The sequence below is a fragment of the Streptomyces inusitatus genome (assembly GCF_014651115.1).
GTDB classification, from domain to species: Bacteria; Actinomycetota; Actinomycetes; order Streptomycetales; family Streptomycetaceae; genus Streptomyces; species Streptomyces amakusaensis.
This window is the reverse complement of record NZ_BMWG01000007.1, coordinates 164,250-184,049: the sequence shown is the minus strand read 5'-3', so window position 1 is coordinate 184,049 and position 19,800 is coordinate 164,250. Positions and strand designations below refer to the sequence as shown.

Below are 19,800 nucleotides of genomic sequence, written 5' to 3'. Positions count from 1 at the left end.
GGAGGTCACCCGATGCCAGGGAGGTGGGAGATGATCAGGTCGATGATCTTGATGCCGATGAACGGGGCGATCAGCCCGCCCAGTCCGTAGACGGTCAGATTGCGGCGCAGCATGGCGTCCGCGCCGGACGGCCGGTACCGCACGCCCTTGAGGGCGAGGGGGACGAGCGCGATGATGACGAGCGCGTTGAAGATGACGGCGGAGAGGATCGCCGAGTCGGGTGAGGACAGCTGCATGATGTTCAGCTTGTCCAGGCCCGGGTAGGCGGCGGCGAACATCGCCGGGATGATCGCGAAGTACTTCGCGACGTCGTTGGCGATGGAGAACGTGGTGAGCGCGCCCCGGGTGATGAGGAGCTGCTTGCCGATCTCCACGATCTCGATGAGTTTGGTCGGGTTGGAGTCGAGGTCGACCATGTTCCCGGCTTCCTTGGCGGCCGAGGTGCCGGTGTTCATCGCCACGCCGACGTCGGCCTGGGCGAGCGCCGGGGCGTCGTTGGTGCCGTCGCCGGTCATCGCGACGAGCTTCCCGCCGGCCTGCTCCCGCTTGATGAGGGCCATCTTGTCCTCGGGGGTGGCCTCGGCGAGGAAGTCGTCGACGCCGGCCTCCTCGGCGATCGCCTTCGCGGTGAGCGGGTTGTCGCCGGTGATCATCACGGTGCGGATGCCCATGCGCCGCAGTTCGGTGAATCGTTCCCGCATGCCGTCCTTGACGACGTCCTTGAGGTGGATGACGCCCAGGACCCGGGCCCCGTCCGCGTCGCGGACGGCGACCAGGAGGGGGGTGCCGCCCGCGCCGGCGATCCGGTCGGCGGCCCGGTCGGTCTCGTCCGAGACGGTTCCGCCGTGCTCCCGCACCCAGGACACCACCGAAGCCGTCGCCCCCTTGCGGACGCCGCGCCCGCCGGTGTCGACACCGGACATCCGGGTCTGGGCGGTGAACATGACCCACTCGGCGTCCTTCAGATCCTCCTGACGGCGCTCCGGCACCTCGTACTTCCGGGTGGCGAGGGCGGTGATCGAGCGGCCCTCCGGGGTCTCGTCGGCGAGCGAGGAGAGCTGCGCCGCCTCGGCGAGTTCGCTCTCCCGGACTCCGTCGACGGTGACGAACTCCGAGGCCTGACGGTTGCCCAGGGTGATCGTTCCGGTCTTGTCGAGCAGCAGCGTGGACACGTCTCCCGCCGCTTCCACGGCACGGCCCGACATCGCCAGCACATTGCGCTGGACGAGGCGGTCCATGCCCGCGATCCCGATCGCCGACAGCAGCGCGCCGATCGTGGTGGGGATGAGGCAGACCAGGAGGGCGGTCAGCACGATCAGCGACGTCTCCTCCCCGGCTCCCGCGTAGACGGCGAACGGCCGCAGTGTGACCACCGCCAGCAGGAACACCACCGTCAGCGAGGCCAGGAGGATGTTGAGGGCGATCTCGTTGGGGGTCTTCTGCCGGGAGGCGCCCTCGACCAGGCTGATCATCCGGTCGATGAAGGTCTCGCCCGGCCGGGTGGTGATCTTCACAACGATCCGGTCGGAGAGGACCTTCGTACCGCCGGTGACCGCGCTGCGGTCACCGCCGGACTCGCGGATCACCGGTGCCGACTCGCCCGTGATGGCGGACTCGTCGACCGAGGCCACTCCCTCCACGACGTCCCCGTCGCCGGGAATGATGTCGCCGGCCTCGCAGACCACCAGGTCCCCGATGCCGAGACCGGTCCCCGGAACGGCTTCTTCCACGCCGTCCTTCAGCCGGCGGGCGACCGTGTCGGTCTTCGCCCTGCGCAGGGTGTCGGCCTGGGCCTTGCCCCGGCCCTCGGCGACCGCCTCCGCGAGATTGGCGAAGATCGTGGTCAGCCAGAGCCAGATCGTGATCGCCCATCCGAAGACATTCCCCGGATCGCTGATCGCCAGGCCGGTCGTGACGACCGATCCGATCAGCACCACGAACATGACCGGCGACTTCACCATCACCCGGGGGTCGAGCTTGCGCACCGCCTCCGGGAACGACTTCAGCAGCTGCCCCGGGTCGAACACGCCTCCCGCGACCCGGCCCGAGCCGGACGGGTCCGGCTGGGGGGCCGGGCCGGACGGCTGTCCGGACTCCGGTCTCTGTGCGGGTATCGGGGCCTGGCCGGATTCCGCGGTCCGGGTGGTTCCGGAACCGGTCACCCCGGAGTTCTGTGTGTCGCTGCTCATGACGCGAGCCCTTCGGCGAGCGGTCCCAGCGCCAGGGCCGGGAAGTAGGTGAGACCGGTGATGATGAGGATCGTGCCGACGAGGAGACCGCTGAAGAGCGGCTTCTCCGTGCGGAGCGTTCCGGAGGTCTCGGGTACGGGGTTCTGTTCCGCGAGCGAGCCCGCCAGCGCGAGGACGAACACCATCGGCAGGAACCGGCCGAGAAGCATCGCCAGACCGATCGTCGTGTTGAACCACTGCGTGTCCGCGTTCAGCCCCGCGAACGCCGAACCGTTGTTGTTCGCGCCCGAGGTGTAGGCGTACAGAATCTCCGAGAAGCCGTGCGCGCCGGAGTTGGTCATCGAGTCGCCCGGGGTGGGCAGCGCCATCGCCGCCGCCGTGAAGCAGAGGACCAGGGCCGGTGTGACCAGAATGTAGAGCGCCGCGAACTTGATCTCCCGGGTGCCGATCTTCTTTCCGAGGTATTCCGGTGTGCGGCCCACCATCAGTCCCGCGATGAAGACCGCGATCACGGCCATCACGAGCATTCCGTAGAGCCCCGATCCGACTCCGCCCGGCGCGATCTCGCCCAGCTGCATGCCGAGCATGGTGATACCGCCGCCGAAACCGGTGTACGAGGAGTGGAAGCTGTTCACCGCGCCCGTGGACGTCAGGGTCGTCGCCACCGCGAAGATGGCCGAACCGGCGATTCCGAACCGGGTCTCCTTGCCCTCCATCGCACCGCCGGCCGACTGGAACGCCGGGCCCGGGTGGGCGAACTCCGTCCACATCATCAGCGCGGTGAAACCGACCCAGATCGTCACCATCGCGGTGAGGATCGCATATCCCTGCCGGACGCTTCCCACCATCCGGCCGAAGGTCCGCGTCAGCGAGAAGGGGATGACCAGGATCAGGAACACCTCCAGCAGATTGGAGAGTCCATTCGGGTTCTCGAAGGGGTGGGCGGAGTTCGCGTTGAAGTAACCGCCGCCGTTCGTGCCCAGCTCCTTGATCGCCTCCTGCGAGGCGACCGCGCCGCCGTTCCACTCCTGGACACCGCCGGAGAACTGCCCCACTCCGTGGATCCCGGCGAAGTTCTGGATGGCCCCGCAGGCCACCAGCAGCACCGCCGCGATCACGGAGATCGGGATCAGGATCCGTACCGTGCCGCGGACCAGATCGGCCCAGAAATTCCCCAACTCACCCGTGCGTGACCGGGCGAAACCGCGGACCAGGGCCACCGCGACCGATATGCCCACCGCGGCGGAGACGAAGTTCTGCACGGCCAGTCCGCCGGTCTGCACGACGTGGCCCATGGCCTGTTCGCCGTAGTACGACTGCCAGTTCGTGTTCGCCACGAAAGACGCCGCCGTATTGAACGCCTGGTCGGGGTCGATCGACTGGAAACCCAGGGAACCGGGCAGCGACCCCTGGGCCCGCTGCAACAGATAGAGGAAGAGGACACCGATCGCGGAGAACGCCAGCACCCCCCGCAGATAAGCGGGCCACCGCATCCCCGTGTCGGGGTTCGCACCCACCGCCTTGTAGATCCACTTCTCCACCCGCCAATGCCGGTCGGAGGAGTAGACACGCGCCATGTAGTCGCCCAGAGGGCGGTACACCAGGCCGAGCGCGGCCATCAGAGCCAGCAGCTGAAGCACACCGGCAAGAACAGGACTCATATCCGGGCTAGAACCTCTCCGGGTACACAAGAGCGAGGACGAGATAGCCCAGCAGGGCGACAGCCACGATCAGACCGACCACATTTTCGGCAGTCACAGCTTCGCCACCCCCCTGGCCACAACAGCCACCAACGCGAAAACCGCGATCGTGATCAAAACGAAGGCCACATCGGCCATCGCGAACTCCTGAATGGATGAGGATTCGGCCGGCCGGAAACGTACCTGCGGACGGATCCGCCGGATACCGACCTGCTCGGACAATCTGACTGTTCGAGGAAACCCTTTGCGGACGGCCGCACGGCCCCCGTTGATGCGTCCCTTACGGCACCGGCCGCGCTCTTGACGCAACCTGTACGGGCTGCCGGGGATGAGCGCCCGGGTGAGGATGGCCCAGAACCGCCCGTCGAGGGCCCGGAGAGAGGATCCGTCCGGGCGTCGTCCGGGCGGGGACAGGGAGAGTGCGCGCTCATGACCGGCACGCGGACCGGAACCGGAACCGGGCCCGACCCCGGCCCGGGACCCGGCTCCGAATCGGGGCCCGGCGGCCCGGGGGGTGCGGCCCGCCGCTGCCGTGCCTGGCTGCTGGACGGCCTGAGCGAGACCTCGGCCCGCCTTCCCGGGCCGCACGGCACCCCGCCCGCCGAGCACAAGGGCCACCGCTGGTGGCGGGTCATGTGCCTGACCGGCGTGGACTACTTCTCCACCCTCGGCTACCAGCCCGGCATCGCGGCGCTCGCGGCCGGCCTGCTCTCCCCGCTGGCCACCCTCGTCCTGCTGGCCCTGACCCTGCTGGGCGCGCTGCCGGTCTACCGCCGGGTGGCCAGGGAGTCACCGCACGGCGAGGGCTCGATCGCCATGCTGGAGCGGCTGCTGACCTGGTGGTCGGGGAAGCTGCTGGTGCTGGTCCTGCTGGGCTTCGCCGCGACCGACTTCATCATCACCATCACCCTTTCGGCCGCCGACGCCTCCGCGCATGTGGTGGAGAACCCCTTCGCCCCCGAATGGGTGCACGGCGGCAACCTCTGGATCACCCTGGTCCTGCTGGGACTGCTCGGCGCGGTCTTCCTCAAGGGCTTCCGGGAGGCGATCGGCATCGCCGTGGTCCTGGTGGCCGTCTATCTCTCCCTCAATGTGGTGGTGCTGGCCGCCGCCGCCTGGCAGGTCGTCTCCGAACCGGTGCTGGTCCCGAACTGGTGGGACGCCATGACCGCCGAGCACTCCTCCCCCTGGGTGATGGTCGGGGTGGCGCTGCTCGTCTTCCCGAAGCTGGCGCTCGGCATGTCCGGCTTCGAGACCGGCGTCGCCGTGATGCCGCAGATCCGGGGGGACGCCTCGGACACGTACGAGAACCCCGCCGGCCGGATCCGCGACACCCGCAAGCTGCTCACCACCGCCGCGCTGATCATGAGCTGCTTCCTGCTGCTCTCCAGCCTCGCGACGACCCTGCTGATCCCCCAGGCCGACTTCGAGGCGGGCGGCCCGGCGAACGGCCGGGCGCTCGCCTATCTCGCCCACCTCCATCTCGGCGAGGTCTTCGGCACCGCCTACGACATCTCCACCATCTGCATCCTGTGGTTCGCCGGGGCCTCGGCCCTCGCCGGCCTGCTCAATCTCGTCCCCAGATTCCTGCCCCGGTACGGCATGGCCCCCGAGTGGACGAGGGCGGTACGCCCGCTGGTGCTGGTGTTCGTGACGATCGCGGTCGGCATCACCCTCTACTTCGACGCGAACGTGGACAAGCAGAGCGGCGCGTACGCCACCGGAGTGCTGGTCCTGATGCTCTCGGCGGCCTTCGCCTCCACGGTCGCGGCCCGCCGCCGGGGCCATCGGCGGGCCGCCGCCGGGTTCTGCGCGATCACCGCGGTCTTCCTCTACACCACCGTCGCCAATGTGATCGAACGCCCGGACGGCATCAAGATCGCATCGCTGTTCATCGTCGCCATCCTGCTGACGTCCTTCGCCTCACGGGTGCACCGCGCGTTCGAACTGCGCGCGGCGGACGTCGTCTTCGACGAGACGGCGGCCCACTACATCGACCACATGGTCGCCTCGGGCCCACTGCGGATCATCGCCAACGAGCCGTCGGAGCACAGCACGGCGGAGTACCGCGTCAAGGAGTACAGCCAGCGGCAGGAGACCCATATCCCGGGCGGCCGGCCGGTGCTCTTCCTGGAGGCGTTCGTACGGGACTCGTCCGACTTCACGGCGGATCTGCTGGTGCGCGGCGACGAGAAGTACGGCGTGCGCAGACTGCGGGTGGAGGGCTCGACCGTGCCCAACACGATCGCGGCCGTCCTGCTCGCGATCCGGGAGCGCACGGGCCGGGTCCCGCACGCGTACTTCACCTGGACGGAGGGGTCGCCGGTCGCTCATCTGCTGAGCTTCCTCTTCCTCGGCCAGGGCGAGACCGCGCCGGTCACCCGCGAGGTCCTGCGCCGCGCGGAGCCGGATCCCGCCCGGCGGCCCAGGATCCATGTGGGGTGAGCGCCCGCCGCGACCCGTCGGTGTCGTCGCGGTGACGGCCCCGCCACGGCGGCACTGCCAGATTGGCACGGGGAGCGCCCGCCGGTCATGAACCACCTCACCACCGGCCGGCGGGAAGAGCGCGGGGAGGCGGTTTTTCGATGGCATCGCCGAAGACGCACGCGCCGCGGCCGGGGGCCACGGCCGCGCTCTCCGTCGTACCCGGGAACCGCGCGGCGGTACGGACACCCGCGCCCCGGCCGCGTTTCCCCCTGTCCAACGCGGCCGCGACGGCGGCGGCGCTGGCGGGCGGGACAGCCACGGAGGCGGGACAGGCCGCCGCGCCGCCGACGGGGCGGTCCTCGCTCCCCGCGCAGAACACGGTCGGCAATGGGGCGGTCGCTGCGGCCCGCGGAGCACGGCCCGCCGCAGCGGCGGCACGGGCCGCCACGGACGGAGCTTCGGCACCGGCCCCGGCGCGGGCCGCCTCGGCGAAGACCGCCGGGGTCGCCGGGTTCGCCGGGGCGGGGGGCCGTCGGCGGGGGCCCGAGTCCGATCCGAAGTTCGGCGCGCTGAAGAAGGAGGTCCACCGCAAGAAGCGCTCGGTGGCGACCTCCCACCGGCCGCCGGACACCGAGGCCTCGGCGGCCTCGGCGGCGGCCCTGCCGCCCAAGGACGACGCCGAGGCGCAGGGCAAGACCGCCAACGCGGAGAAGATGAACGAGGCCCGGCCGGGCGAGTTCGACAAGGCCGCGTTCATCAGGGCCGTCGAGAAGGCGATCGCCGACAGAGCGCCGAAGAACCTCGACGAGGCGGACAAGTTCGCCGGCTCCGGCAAGGCCGAAGAGGTACGCACCGAGGTGCGGGGCCAGGTCGGCGCGGGAAAGACAGAGTCCGCCGAGCAGATCGCCACCACGACCGCCGCCGCGCCCGACACCTCGGCGGCGGTGCCGAAGACCGTGGTCCCGCTGACGGCCGACCGCCCGCCCGGAGCCCCGGGAGCGCCCGACGCGAGGAACGCGGTCCCGGACCGGCTGCCCGCCTCGGCCACCGACATGTCGGCGGGGCCCGAGCAGGTCGACCGGCACATGGCGGACGCGAAGGTGACGGAGACCCAGCTGCGCCGCGCCAATGAGCCCGCCTTCGCCAAGGCCCTGAGCGGGAAGAAGGCCGCCGAACAGCACTCCGCCGCCGCTCCCGGGCGGCTGCGCGGGCATGAGGCGGGCGAGTTGCGGGCCGCCACGGACCGGGCGGGACGCCTCGGCGGCGCGGCGATGGGTGCGATGGGGGCCGGCCGGGCGCTGACCGGGCAGCGGGTCGATGTCGGCAAGACCGGCGCCAAGGGGCGGGACGAGGAGAAGCGGGCCCAGGTCACAGCGGTGCTGCAAGGCGTCTTCGACACGATGAAGACGGAGGTGGAAGGAATTCTGGGCGGTCTCGACAAGCTGGTCGACGACCGGTTCGCCCAGGGGGAGAAGGAGGCCAGGGAGGCCTTCACCGCCGAGCACCGGCGGAAGATGGACGAGTACAAGGACCGGCGGTACTCGGGCCTCGACGGCGCGTGGCGCTGGGTACGGGATCTGTTCGCCGGGCTGCCCGCCGAGGCCGACAAGATCTTCGAGCAGGCCAGGGACGGCTATCTCCGCCGGATGCGGCAGGTCATCGCCGATGTCGCCACTGTGATCGCCGGGGAGCTGAACCGGGCCAAGCTGCGGATCGCGCGGGGCCGTGCCGAGATCCAGGACGCGGTGCGGAAGCTGCCCGCCGACCTCCGGTCGATCGGCAGACAGGCGGCCGCCGAGTTCTCCGACAAGTTCGCCGAACTCTCCCAGTCCGTGGACGACAAGGGCACCGAGCTGGTCGACACCCTGGCCGCCAAGTACACCGAGGCGCTCAAGGCCGTCGACGACGAGATCGCCGCGGAGCGGGAGAAGAACAAGGGGCTGGTGGCCAAGGCGATCGACGCGGTGATGGGCGTCATCGACACCATCCTGGAGCTGAAGCGGCTACTGCTGGCGGTCCTCGCCAAGGCCGCCCAGGCGGTCCTGATGATCCTGACGGACCCGATCGGTTTCCTGCGCAATCTGGTCTCCGCCGTCGGGGCCGGGCTCCGGCAGTTCCTGAAGAACATCGGCACTCATCTGCGGCAGGGCATCATGTCCTGGCTGCTGGGCCGGGCGGCCGAGGCGGGCATCCAGATCCCGGCCGCCTTCGACGTCCGGGGCGTGCTGACCATGCTCGCCTCGCTCCTCGGTCTGACCTGGCCCGCCATCCGGGCCCGTATCGTCCGCCGAGTGCCGGAGCGTGCGGTGGCGGTCGCCGAGACCGCCGTCCCCCTGGTCGCAGAGGTCCGCAAGCGGGGCGTCGCCGGTATGTGGGAAGACCTCAAGACCCGTGTGGGCGACCTGCGGAGAACCCTGCTCGACAACATCATCGGGTATGTGACGCCCGCCATCGTGACCGCCGGGATCACCTGGATCCTCTCCCTGCTCAACCCCGCGTCCGCCTTCGTCCGCGCGGTCAAGCTGATCATCGACATCGTCACCTTCGTCGTCACGCAGGCCCGCCAGATCATCGACTTCGTCAACGCCGTCCTCGACGCGGTCATCGCCATCGCCAAGGGCGGCAGCGGAGGCGTCCCCTCACTCGTCGAACGCGCCCTCGCCCGCTCCATCCCCACCCTGCTCGGCTTCCTCGCCGCGCTGCTCGGACTCGGCGGGATCGCGGCCCGGGTCAAGCAGATCATCCAGGCCATGGCCCGGCCGGTGAACAAGGCGGTGGACTGGGTCATCGACAAGATCATCGGCCTGGTGAAGAAGGTGTGGGCCCGCTGGAGCAGAAGCAGGGGGATGGGAAAGGGGAAGGGCAAGGGGAAGGACGGCCGCTCGGGGGACAGCCCGGAGAAGAAGAAGGAGCAGCTCGCCAAAGCGCTCAAGGCGGCGGTCGACGCGGTCAACAAGTACCGCGGCCGGCCTGTCGCCGGGCGCATCCTCCGCCCTCTTCTCACCGTTATTCGTGTGCGGCACGGACTCGCCGAACTCCGGCTCTTCGAGAACGGGGAGAACTGGGCGGTCTACGGCCGGATCAACCCCTCGGACAAGGCCGACACCGAGGCGAAGACCGATGCCAAGATCACCGGCATGCTCGCGGCGTACCGGGGAATCCATTTCAAGCTCACCTGGGATCCGAAGGCGTACCAGGAGATCCTCAAGCAGAACCTCGTGGGCAAGCCCACCTTCAGCGCCGCCGCCATGAGGATGGCGGGAAGCACGAAGCCCGACGGATCCGATGTGCCGGAGAGCACGCTGCTGGAGAAGGCGGAGATCGTCGTCACCATGGTCGAGAAGACGAAGAGCCCGAGATCGGTCATGCAGTGGTGGCCGGGGAAGCTGAAAATGCAGTTCGAGAGCGAATACTTCGCCCTGCTCCAGCGGTACATCAACTCGTACAACAAATTCTCGCAGGAGGTGAAGAATCCCAAGATCGGCGGGAAGCTGATGGACGTACCCTTCATCTCCACGTCGAAGAAGGCCATCCATTCGGCCCGCTACGCCAAGGGCGAGAAGTTCGCCGAGGCCCATGAGAAGCGCTCCGACGGCATCGTCGGGCGGCTCTTCGTCTATCTCTTCAGCGCGGCGGACATCCAGAAGCAGGATCCCGCCAATATCTCGCAACTGGCCGGTAATAAGATCAAGCTGAGGGCCCGTCTCATCCATGAGGGGGAGGCCACGTTCTCCGGTGTCGTCCCCGGCAAGAATCTGGTCGCGCAGCACGACGCCACGGCCGCGGAGACCGTCCAGCAGTTGGCCGAGAAGGGCGAGCAGGACGCGCGCGGCAAGGCCGAGCCCCAAGGAGGGCTGAAGGAATGGTCCTGACGCCGAGGGCCTACGCGGCCCTGGTCATCGATGACGCCGCCGGACTGCTCGCGCCTTCGGGGCCACGCCGCCGAGTCGCCCCGGAGGACCGGTTCGACGCCTCGCTCGCTCCCGTGCTGGAGGGCGTCGACTGGCTCGCCGGGGCCCTGTCGACCGACAGCGTCAACGATCCCCTGTTCTACGCGCACGATCTTTCCCTGGAGATCACTTCCTATCTCTACGCGGCGGGCGCGGCCCATGACTCCTGGCGTGAATGGTCCTCGCTGACCTCCTGGGGTTCCGCCCTGCGCGGAGATGTCTTCGAAGCCGCCGCCTACGCGGTGCTCGGCGGCGACTGGGAACATCTCCGCGCGTTCCCCCCGCCGTCCGGCCCTCAGCCACCGTCGCGGACGGTCGTCTGGCAGCTGGCGCTGGGCTCCGGCGCCCCGCTGGACACCGAAGCGAATCCGGACGAACTGGAGAAGACCTGGCTGAGCCTGCTGGCGAGCATCCCGCTGCGCGAACACGAGCGGACCGAGGCGGCGCTGAAGACCCTGGTCGACTTCTGGACCCTGGAGGACGAGCAGTGGGATCTCTTTGAACCCCATGGCTACCCCTGCTTCGACCCCCATGTCTGCGCCGTCGTCGCACTCGCGTACCGGCACGGCTACCGCCCCCGCGCCCTGACCGACGACGCGCGCCGGTTCCTCGATCCCGGCCTGGCGCTGCGGCTTCCGGAAGCCTGAACGGGGGGCGCGGCTACCGTTCAGGGCCAGGCCGGGCCAGGCCGGGCCAGGCCAGGCCGGGGTACGGGGGTCAGCGCCGGGGCGCGTCCATGACTCCGCCCGTGAGGAGCGGGCCCTCCATCCACTCGTGCCCCTTCAGATAGGACATCCGCATCCGCAGGGACTCCTCCGGCTCGGTCAGTGTGTCGGCGGCCGTGGGCACGGACACATCGGCGCTCGTCTCCCCCTCGGGGAAGGCGACCCAGAGGGAGGGGGTGTCCCTGGACAGGGGCCGCTCCGGGTCCGCGTCCCCGCCGATGCCGGCGAGCCACTCCTTGTCGACATCCTTCGTGGACAGCTCCGTGCCTTCGGGCACCGGCAGGAGGTCGAGCCGCGTTTCCACGGTGGTGTCGGCGGGCTCGGAGAGGGCCGCCTTCCAGCTGAGCTTCCCGCCCTCGGTGACGGAGTCGGCGACCGGGGTCACGGTGACCGTGGGCATGGGGTCGTCGTTCTCGACGAGGACGCCCCCGATCGCGCCGCCGACCGCCGTGCCGCGTACGGCCTTGACCGCGATCTCGTGGCCGAGGTCGATGTCATAGCGGGAGTTGCCCCGGACCGTGATCTCCGTCTCCGCGGAGCCGCCGTCCTTCACCTTCACGGTACGGACCGTGGACCGGTAGGTGTCCGGGTCGAGGACGGCCAGCTTGATGACGCCGGTGCCCTCGCCGGTGACCTGGACGGGTACCCGGTAGGTACGGGTGCCGGAGTCCCCCTCCTCGACCTTCAGCCGGCCGATGTCGACGCGGGGAAGCGCCGCGGGCCGGACCGCCGGGGTGCCGGGCCGCCAGCCCCAGGCGTCCATCAGCCACAGCTCGCCGGACGCGCTGCGCGGGGTGAGTTCCAGCGAGCGGATCCGCTTCAGGTCGACACCGGCAGCGGCGGCGGCCTTCAGCGGGACCCGGACCTCACTCGCCCAGTGCGCGGCCGTCCATCTGGGCCCCGGAAGGCCGTCGACGGTGACCCGGCCGAGGCGCACGCGCTTGCCGGAGGTGTCGGTGACGGCGATGTCGAGCCGGGTTCCCCGGGTGTCCGGCGGCACGATCACCCGCAGGGCGAGCGCTTCGGAGCCCGCCAGGGAGAAAGCGCGCTTCGGCGTCAGTCTCACCGGGGCGCCCGGCTCGGCCCAGTCGGCCCTGACCGCGTTGCGGCCCGGTTCGTTCTCGAAGAACGACCAAGGCGCGAAGTGCGGGGACCGGCCGGGCTCGGAGCCCGTCCGGCAGGCCCGGGTCTCGCTCGTCGTGATCTGTTGGCACACGCGTCCGTTGGTCACCGAGAGCGGGGCGTCGGGCAGGATCGCCGGGGTGCGACGGCCGCCGACGGCATGGGTCAGCACCCGGGCCGCACCCGCCGAGGGCGCACGGCGGCCGGAGCCGTCGAGCAGCGGACGGACCCTGTCGTCACCCGTGAGGAACAGCCGCGCCGCGGCGGCGACATAGGCGGTGCCCGCCGTCTGCTGATGCTTCGCGCTCAGCCGGCTCTTCGCGTTCACCGAACAGACGGGGTCCTCGTGGTCCGAGGCGTCGTCGAAGGCCGGGGCCTCGGCCTGGCCGGGCGTCCACTCGGTGTTGAAGTAGTTGTGGTTGGCCCCGACCATGTACACCGCGCTGTGCAGCGCCGTACCCCGGCCCACACCCCGGGAGGCATCCAGATACATCTGCCCCTGGAGATCGCTCACATCGCCGTCGCAGCCCGGCAGGATCGTCACCGAGGGCACATCGGGCGCGGGATTCTGGCCGAAGAGCGTCGGCCCGATCAGAACCGTGCCACGGATCCGCCAGCCCACCGGCCCCCGGTACCCGTCCTCCGCCCTCGGCGGCGGGGAGACACTGTCGAGAGCCGCCCGGTTGACACCCTCACCGCCCCGCGAATGACCGACCAGAAGCACCTTCGAAAGATCCGCCGGATCCACCGCGCGCACCGCCTCCGGAGCCTTCGCGGGCTTCGCGCCCCACTCCGCCCAGCGCGCCAGATGCAGCCGCACCAGGGACGAACGGGCCTGCGCCCCGGCGTCGGCGGCGAAGTTGTCGACCGCGTTGATGCCGTTCGCGGATATGGAGACCGTCACATACCCCTGGGACGCGAGGAGTTCCTGGTCGTGCAGATGACCGCGGTGGCTCGGGACCTCCTTGTGTCCGGGCTCGCAGGGCCACTCCATGCCGAGGGCGTCCTTGCCGGGCTGGTAGCAGGTGGCGGCTCGGCCGTGGAGGAAGAGCGCGAAGGGCCGCTTGCCCGGCGCGTCGGTCGGACCGACGACCGTGGCACGCATCTCCACGGGCTCCTTGTACCCCGGCAGCCTCACCGGCTTCAGCGCGTACTCACCACTGGTGGTGCGGTACTCGCCCGGAACGCCGGGATCCACGGAGTGGACGGGAAGGGGGGCCGGGGGTGCCGTCTCGGCGGGCGAGCGCCGCTGACCAGGCGCTCGCCCGGTCCCCGCCGCGTCCAGCCTCCTTGTACCGGCGACCACTCGCAGCTCGCCCACCGGCCCGACCCTCGCCCGGTCGACACGGAGCCGGAAGGTCCGATGATCGGCGGAGGGCGCCGGGACGCCAAGGGTCCGCTCCTGTGAACGGAACTCGACCAGTGCGCCGCCCATACCCACGGGCTCGGGCGAACTCCAGACCAGCTCGCCGCCCTCGAACCGCCAGCCCTCCGGCAGCCGTTCGCCGGACGCGCCCGAAGGCGCGCCGGGCAGGGAATCGGCGGCCGGCCGCGCGGACGCCGCCCCCGGCGCACTCGCCGCCAGTGCCACGACCGCCAGGGCGGCCGTCAGCGCGCGTGAGGCCTGTCTCACGATGATGTCTCCTCGTCCTCGATCCCGCTTCGGCGCCCCCGGAGATCCTCCGGGGGTGTCCCCCCGCACCGGGGAGAGGGTGACGCCTCGCCACCGGTTGTCTCGCACCGGGCGAACTGACAGGAATCTGACAAGGTCTGACAGGAATCTCACAGGTCACGGGGGCAGGGGCGGGATGACCTGACATCACTCCCTTGACGTAATAGGCTTAACTCAAGATTGCCTATTACCAACTTGGGAGGGTGCTTTGTCCTTCATCAGTACGACCGAGGCCGTACGGGCATGGGTCCACGGCTGGGCCGCCTCGCGCAACGCCGCCGAACCGGCCCCCCGGCCCTGGGGCTTCACCATCGACGTCGGCCTCCCCGGGCATGTCGCGCGCCACATCGTGCACTCCGACGACGAAGCCGCCGTCCGTGAGATCACCGAGAGCACCACCGGGCCCGGCGTCTGGCTGAAGGCCTGTATGCCACCGGGGACGCTCGCCCCTCTGCTCGCCCCCGGCTGGTCCCTCACCGACGGCCCCGACTTCCTGATGGCCACCCCGCTGCCCGCCACCCCCTCCCGCGCCCCGGCCGAACCGCCCGGCGGCTACCGGCTGCGCACCTGGACCCGTGCGGGTGTCACCCGCGCCCTGGTGCGCGCCTCCGACGGCGGCTACGCCGCACGCGGCCAGATCGCCGTCGGAGGCGACTCCGCCGTGGCCGACCAGGTGGAGACCGACCCGGCCCATCAGCGCCGCGGCCTCGGCCGCCTGGTCGTGCGCGCCCTCACCGAAGCCGCCGCCGAACAGGGGGCCACGACAGGCGTACTGGTCGCGACGCCGGAGGGCCGGGCCCTGTACGAGACCTCGGGATGGCGCGTACTGACCCCGGTGGCCAGTGCCGTACGGGGCCCGGACCCGGCCGGCGCCTGATCAGCCTTCAGCGGGCCTCGGGGTCCCGTCTCCGGCGCGTACCGGCGCTGTTCACGAGCGGTCCGGGCGCGGCTCGGCGGGGCCGCCCGAGGCCGGTTCGGGTTTGGCGTAGAGGATCTCGCGGGCCTGCTCGGCGGCGCGGACGATGCCCTCGCTCACGAAGTCGACGAAGCGGGCGATGTTCTCAAAGCGGACGGCGGACGGCGGACGGGACGCCCGGCCCCAGGACGTCGACGCCCTGCCGTGCGGCCTCGACGGGCCGGGCGTTGGACCGGGCGGTGGCGATCATCGACTGGCACCAGACGTCGTCGTCTTCGCGGCGGCGTTCGTCGCGCCGCCGGGCAACCCGCTGGAGGTGCTCTCGCCCGACGGGAGGTTCGCGGTGTCCCGGCGGGGGCACGACCTGTGGGCCCGCTCGCTCTCCGACGGCCGTGAGTGGGCGCTGACCACCGGCGGCGGGCCCGACCACGCATACGGCTCCGGCCCGGACTCCACGGGCAACAGCACCCTGCTCCGCAAGGTCGGCCTGCCGCATCCGCCGCCCGCGGTGGCCTGGTCGCCCGACTCCACAAAGGTGCTGACGCACCGGACCGACCAGCGAGCCGTCCGGCGTACCCATCTTCTGGAGGCCCGCCCGCCGACGGCGGCGCGCCCCGGTCGCACACCCAGCGGTTCGCCTACGCCGGGGACGAGAACCTGCCGCTGGCCGAACTGGTCGTCCTGGACGTCGCCGAGGGCACGGTCGTCCGCTCGCGGGCCGAACCGCTGCTCATGCCGGACATGTCGCCGGTCATGGCCGGGTGGGCGTGGTGGGCCCCGGACGGCTCGGCGGTGTACTGCCTCGACCGGCCCCGCGACCGGCGCACGCTCACCCTGCACCGGCTGGACCCGGCCACCGGCGAGGTAACCGCCGTACTCACCGAGACCGGCTCCACCCGGGTGGAGCCAACCAGTGGATGTACGAGCCGCCGATCGTGCGGGGGCTGGCCGACGAGGTGCTGTGGTAATCGCAGCGGGACGGCTGGGGGCATCTGTACCGGTACGACCTGCGCACCGGGGCGCTGCTCGGGCAGGTCACGGCGGTGGGCGGTCCGGCGGATCCTGCGCGTCGACGAGGCGGAGCGGGTGGTGCACTTCATCGCCTCCGGGCTCGTCGAGGAGGATCCGTACCGGCGCACGGTGTGCCGGGTCGGTCTGGACGGCTCCGGCTTCGCCAGGGTCACGGACGACCGGTTCGACCACGTCGTCACCGTGCCGGACGGCCAGGTCCACCCCGACCACACCCTGCGGCTGGCCGACCGGCTCATCGCCGCCGACAAGGACTTCGAGCTGCTCATCGTCCCGGGAGCCGAGCACACCTTCATCGACTGCCTGGCCCATGTCCGCAAGCGCTGCTGGGACTTCCTGGTCCGCGAGCTGATGGGCGCCCGGTGAGAAAAGCTCTCACTTGATGTGAGTCGCCTCATACTCGTTGCCCTCCCCACGCACTCCTCCTAGCCTCTGGCCCAGGCCTCGGCCTCGGCCGGACGCGTGAATCGGCCCGGGGGATGCGGTGCACAGCTGTGTCACTTCCAGTTGAGGAGAAGCGATGGGCCGTCCCCCCGCACGAGGTCCGCTGACCCGGGTGGCCGCCGTACTGACAGGAATCGCGGTGTTACTGGGGTTGCTGACGGGTCTGGCGGGCCCGGCCCAGGCCGACGACAGCGCCCATCCGGGCGCCCCCGTCGCCGTGGAGATCACGGACACCACGGTCACCCTGAGCTGGACCCCGCCCACCGCGCCCGGCGAGATCCTTCACTACCAGGTGGTGAAGAACGGCGGCACGAACATCGGGACGACGACCGGCACCACCTTCACCGTCACCGGGCTCATCCCCAACAGGGTGTACTCGTTCGCCGCGGTCGCCGTGCCCCGTACGGGACACCCCGCGTCCAGCGTTCACACCAGGGTCCGTACGACGGGCACGACGCCGCCGATGCCCGCGAAGCCGGTCGTGATGGGCGTCTTCACCGAGAAGGGCAGCCACGAGCGGGGCTTCCATGTCAAAGACCTGGTCACCGGCGGCTCCGCGGCCAAGCTCACCCATCTCACCTACGGATACGGCACCGTCGACGGCGGCCGGTGCGGCATCGGGGACGAGCACGCGGCGCTGGAGAGGTCCTTCACCGCGGGGAACAGCGTCTCCGGGCAGGCCGACACCGCGAGCCAGCCCCTGCGCGGATACCTCAACCAGCTGCGCGCGCTCAAGAACCGCCAGCCGCAGCTGAAACTCCTGTGGTCCTTCGGAGGCCCCGGCCAGAACGTCGACTGGACCGCGGCCCGGCAGAACCCGGCCGCCTTCGCCGCCTCCTGCGCCCGGCTTCTGGACGATCCCCGCTGGGCGGGACTCTTCGACGGCATCGACCTGGCCGTGGAGTTCGAGCGCTGCCAGAGCGCCTGCCCCCCGGGCGGCCCGACCACCATCACACCTCTCGTCCGGGAACTCAGGAGCGCCGTGGGCGGCGGCAGGCTCCTGACGGTGACCATCGGCCGCTGGGGGCCCGCGAAGCAGTCCTACACGGAGTCCGATCTTCCCCGGGCGGCCGCCCATGTCGACTGGTACAACGTGAAGACCTTCGACTACTACCACCCGCTCGACGACATGTGGGTCCCCAAGCTCGCGCCCCACGCGCCGTTGAACTCCTCCTGGGACATCTGGGAGTGGGGCAGGGACGTCCACTCCGACATGTGGAATCTGACGGAGAAGGGCATCCACCCGAACAAGCTGATCGCCGGGATCCCCACCCACGCCTGGGGCTGGAAGAACGTCACCCGCGACCCCTGGTCGGGCTGGCTCCGCTCGACGGAACCGGCCGACGGCGCCTTCGGCCCCGGCCTCGACGACTACCGGACCGTCAAACCCCGGTGCGCGCCCACCGGAGAGCTGGGCAAGACGGCCGTCGCGCACTGCGGCAGCGAATACTGGACCTATGACACACCGGCGACGGTCACCGGAAAGGTCGCCTACCTGAAGGAGAACGGGATGGGCGGGGCCTTCCTGTCGAACCTCCGCGGTGACACCGCCGGAGGCGAACTCCTCACCGCGCTGACCTCGGCCCTGGCTCCCTGACGGCCCTGACGGCCCCGACACGCTTTGCGCGGGCCCGCGTTGTCGTCATGATGGGGGGCGAAACCCCTGGTGACTGAGGAGCGGCATGGACATCGGAGTGTTCCTCCCCATCGGCAACAACGGCTGGCTCATCTCGAAGAGTTCTCCGCAGTACATGCCGACCTTCGAATTGAACAAAGCCATCGTTCAGCGGGCCGAGGAGTACGGCCTGGACTTCGCACTGTCGATGATCAAACTCAAGGGTTTCGGGGGCGAGACGGAGTTCTGGGACCACTGCCTCGAATCGTTCACCCTGACCGCGGCGCTGGCCGCCGTGACCGAGCGGATCAGGCTCTACGCCTCCGCACCCGTCCTCGCGCTGCCCCCGGCGATCGCCGCCCGGATGGCCGCGACCATCGACTCGATCGCCCCGGGCCGGGCCGGCGTCAATATCGTCACCGGCTGGGCCCCCGCCGAATACGCCCAGATGGGGCTGTGGCCCGGGGACGAGCACTTCGCCAACCGCTACGCGCGGGCCGCCGAGTACGTCACCGTGCTGCGACAGCTGTGGGGCGAGGGCACAAGCGACTTCACCGGCGAGTTCTACCGAATGGACGGCTGCGTACTCTCCCCGCGCCCGGCGAACGGGCACATCGACATCCTCGCCGCCGGGCAGAGCGGTACGGGGATGAGGTTCGCCGCCGAGCACGCCGACGGGAACTTCATCCTGGGCAGTGGGGTCAACACTCCGCTCGCCCTCTCCGAGGCCACCGCCGCGCTCGCCGAACACACGCGCGCCACCGGGCGCGATGTCGGCGCGCTCGCCCTGTTCATGGTCATCGCGGACGAGACCGACAGCGCGGCGCGGGCGAAGTGGGAGGACTACCACGAGAACGCCGACCTCGCGGCGCTGGGATATCTGACGGCGCAGACAGCGACGGACAAGGACGCCGACGAATCCTCGACCGCGAAAACCGTGGCGCTGCCCGAGGGCGCCGTGAACCTCAATATGGGAACGCTCGTCGGATCCTATGAGACCGTCGCGCGGATGCTCGACCGGATCAGCGAGGTCGACGGCGTCAGAGGGGTCATTCTGGTCTTCGACGAGTTCCTCGAAGGCATGGAGAACTTCGGCACTCGCATTCAGCCGCTCATGAAGTCCCGTTCCTCCGGGTCCCGTTCCTCCGGGTCACATGCCTCCGTGCCGGGGAAACCCTGAACGGCGGAGGCCCGTGCGATCGACGTCTCGGTCCGCTTCGCGGCGCGGACACCGGTCCGGCCGGTGCGGCTGACAGCTGAGGGCCGCCGTCTTCCCCGGGACGAGGGGCCTGTCCGGCGGGACACACCGGACAGGCCCCTCGTACGGTGACCGCCGGACGCTTGCTCAAACCATCGCCGTCCGGAGCCGGTGCGGCATGTTCCAGCCCTCGGCGAGTCTCGACGGGTGGACGTTGTCCCCGCCGCCGAAGAACTCGCAGAACTTCATGATCAGCGGGTTCCAGCGGAGCGGGTCCACATAGTGGGTCCCGGGGATGACCAGATCCTCTTCGACATGGGCGCGCAGGACTTCGACCTCGAAGGCGGTGGCGTGCGGGGCGGGGCCGCCGAAGGGGTGGGCGGAGACGACGCGGCACTCCAGCTGAACCGGGCATTCCGCGACCCTGGGGGCCCGGACCAGGTCCGATGCCTGTTCGGTCAGCCCTGCGACCGAGAACTTGTCCGGCTCGTGGCGGTAGCCCTGCTTCACCTTGTAGTCCGGCACGGCCGGCTTCCCGGTGGTGAGCGCGATCCGGTCGACGGCGTCGACCATCGCGGAGGAGGGCAGGTTGAGCACGCACTCACCGTCCCTGAGCAGGTTCGCGGTGGTCTGGGCGTTGTCGCCGAGACCGAGCATGCACGACTGGCCCAGCCACCACACCGAGGACATGGGCATCAGATTCGCCGTGCCGTCCTCGTTGAGTGAACTGATCAGCACCACCGGCGTTCCGAAGTAGAGGACCTTGAGACCGGGGACGACGTGCATGCGCTGTGCCTTTCGCGGAGTGCCGGG

General features: G+C 70.3%; 14 protein-coding genes and 2 pseudogenes. 9 read left to right on the top strand and 7 right to left on the bottom strand.

Going from position 1 to position 19,800, the window contains the following annotated elements:
* Positions 1 to 5: 5 nt before the first annotated feature.
* The 4 genes from kdpB to IE247_RS14615 are packed head-to-tail and all read right to left on the bottom strand — an operon-like array spanning position 6 to position 4,111.
* The gene (kdpB, locus tag IE247_RS14630) at positions 6 to 2,189 is read right to left on the bottom strand and encodes a potassium-transporting ATPase subunit KdpB (protein ID WP_190123520.1); all 2,184 of its coding nucleotides are present in this window, start codon (positions 2,187 to 2,189) and stop codon (positions 6 to 8) included.
* Positions 2,186 to 3,850, bottom strand: a complete 1,665-nt coding sequence (gene kdpA / locus IE247_RS14625) for a potassium-transporting ATPase subunit KdpA (RefSeq protein WP_190123519.1) — start codon at positions 3,848 to 3,850, stop codon at positions 2,186 to 2,188. The genes kdpB and kdpA overlap by 4 nt, the downstream gene beginning before the upstream one ends.
* Positions 3,851 to 3,857: 7 nt before the next feature.
* Positions 3,858 to 3,947 carry a K(+)-transporting ATPase subunit F gene (gene kdpF, locus IE247_RS14620; RefSeq protein WP_190123518.1) on the bottom strand — a complete coding sequence of 30 codons (90 nt, stop codon included), beginning with the start codon at positions 3,945 to 3,947 and terminating at the stop codon, positions 3,858 to 3,860.
* Entirely contained in the window at positions 3,944 to 4,111 is a 168-nt protein-coding gene (locus tag IE247_RS14615; RefSeq protein ID WP_190123618.1) for a hypothetical protein, read from the bottom strand. The genes kdpF and IE247_RS14615 overlap by 4 nt, the downstream gene beginning before the upstream one ends.
* Positions 4,112 to 4,318: 207 nt before the next feature.
* Here IE247_RS14615 and IE247_RS14610 point away from each other — a divergent pair, with 207 nt between their 5' ends.
* From IE247_RS14610 to IE247_RS14600, 3 genes are all read left to right on the top strand, one after another.
* On the top strand, positions 4,319 to 6,334 hold the full coding sequence (locus IE247_RS14610) for an amino acid transporter (RefSeq protein WP_190123517.1): 2,016 nt from the start codon (positions 4,319 to 4,321) through the stop codon (positions 6,332 to 6,334).
* Between the two features lie 140 nt (positions 6,335 to 6,474).
* On the top strand, positions 6,475 to 10,188 hold the full coding sequence (locus IE247_RS14605) for a phage tail protein (RefSeq protein WP_229869117.1): 3,714 nt from the start codon (positions 6,475 to 6,477) through the stop codon (positions 10,186 to 10,188).
* A complete protein-coding gene (locus tag IE247_RS14600) occupies positions 10,179 to 10,913 on the top strand; it encodes a hypothetical protein (RefSeq protein WP_190123516.1) in 735 nt (244 codons plus the stop codon). The genes IE247_RS14605 and IE247_RS14600 overlap by 10 nt, the downstream gene beginning before the upstream one ends.
* Positions 10,914 to 10,983: 70 nt before the next feature.
* Here the strand turns inward: IE247_RS14600 and IE247_RS14595 are convergent, their stop codons facing one another.
* Positions 10,984 to 13,746, bottom strand: a complete 2,763-nt coding sequence (locus IE247_RS14595) for an alpha/beta hydrolase (RefSeq protein ID WP_190123515.1) — start codon at positions 13,744 to 13,746, stop codon at positions 10,984 to 10,986.
* Between the two features lie 247 nt (positions 13,747 to 13,993).
* On the opposite strand from IE247_RS14595, the gene IE247_RS14590 reads away from it, so the two are divergent.
* Positions 13,994 to 14,662, top strand: a complete 669-nt coding sequence (locus tag IE247_RS14590; protein WP_190123514.1) for a GNAT family N-acetyltransferase — start codon at positions 13,994 to 13,996, stop codon at positions 14,660 to 14,662.
* Positions 14,663 to 14,713: 51 nt separating this feature from the next.
* Here the strand turns inward: IE247_RS14590 and IE247_RS14585 are convergent.
* Positions 14,714 to 15,008, bottom strand: a pseudogene (locus tag IE247_RS14585) (MarR family transcriptional regulator); the annotation flags it as partial.
* Positions 15,009 to 15,017: 9 nt separating this feature from the next.
* Here IE247_RS14585 and IE247_RS34990 point away from each other — a divergent pair.
* The 5 genes and pseudogenes from IE247_RS34990 to IE247_RS35135 form a co-directional block, all read left to right on the top strand.
* The gene (locus IE247_RS34990) at positions 15,018 to 15,569 is read left to right on the top strand and encodes a DPP IV N-terminal domain-containing protein (RefSeq protein ID WP_373305559.1); all 552 of its coding nucleotides are present in this window, start codon (positions 15,018 to 15,020) and stop codon (positions 15,567 to 15,569) included.
* 221 nt (positions 15,570 to 15,790) lie between these two features.
* Complete coding sequence (locus tag IE247_RS34870; RefSeq protein WP_308433233.1) at positions 15,791 to 16,096, top strand: alpha/beta hydrolase family protein; 306 nt, start codon at positions 15,791 to 15,793, stop codon at positions 16,094 to 16,096.
* Between the two features lie 154 nt (positions 16,097 to 16,250).
* Entirely contained in the window at positions 16,251 to 17,771 is a 1,521-nt protein-coding gene (locus IE247_RS14575; protein WP_190123513.1) for a glycosyl hydrolase family 18 protein, read from the top strand.
* Positions 17,772 to 17,856: 85 nt separating this feature from the next.
* Positions 17,857 to 18,969, top strand: a complete 1,113-nt coding sequence (gene rutA / locus IE247_RS14570) for a pyrimidine utilization protein A (RefSeq protein ID WP_190123512.1) — start codon at positions 17,857 to 17,859, stop codon at positions 18,967 to 18,969.
* A gap of 6 nt (positions 18,970 to 18,975) precedes the next feature.
* A pseudogene (locus IE247_RS35135) lies at positions 18,976 to 19,074 on the top strand (DUF1062 domain-containing protein); the annotation flags it as partial.
* Positions 19,075 to 19,134: 60 nt separating this feature from the next.
* Here the strand turns inward: IE247_RS35135 and IE247_RS14565 are convergent.
* Complete coding sequence (locus IE247_RS14565; protein ID WP_190123511.1) at positions 19,135 to 19,773, bottom strand: flavin reductase family protein; 639 nt, start codon at positions 19,771 to 19,773, stop codon at positions 19,135 to 19,137.
* Positions 19,774 to 19,800 lie beyond the last annotated feature (27 nt).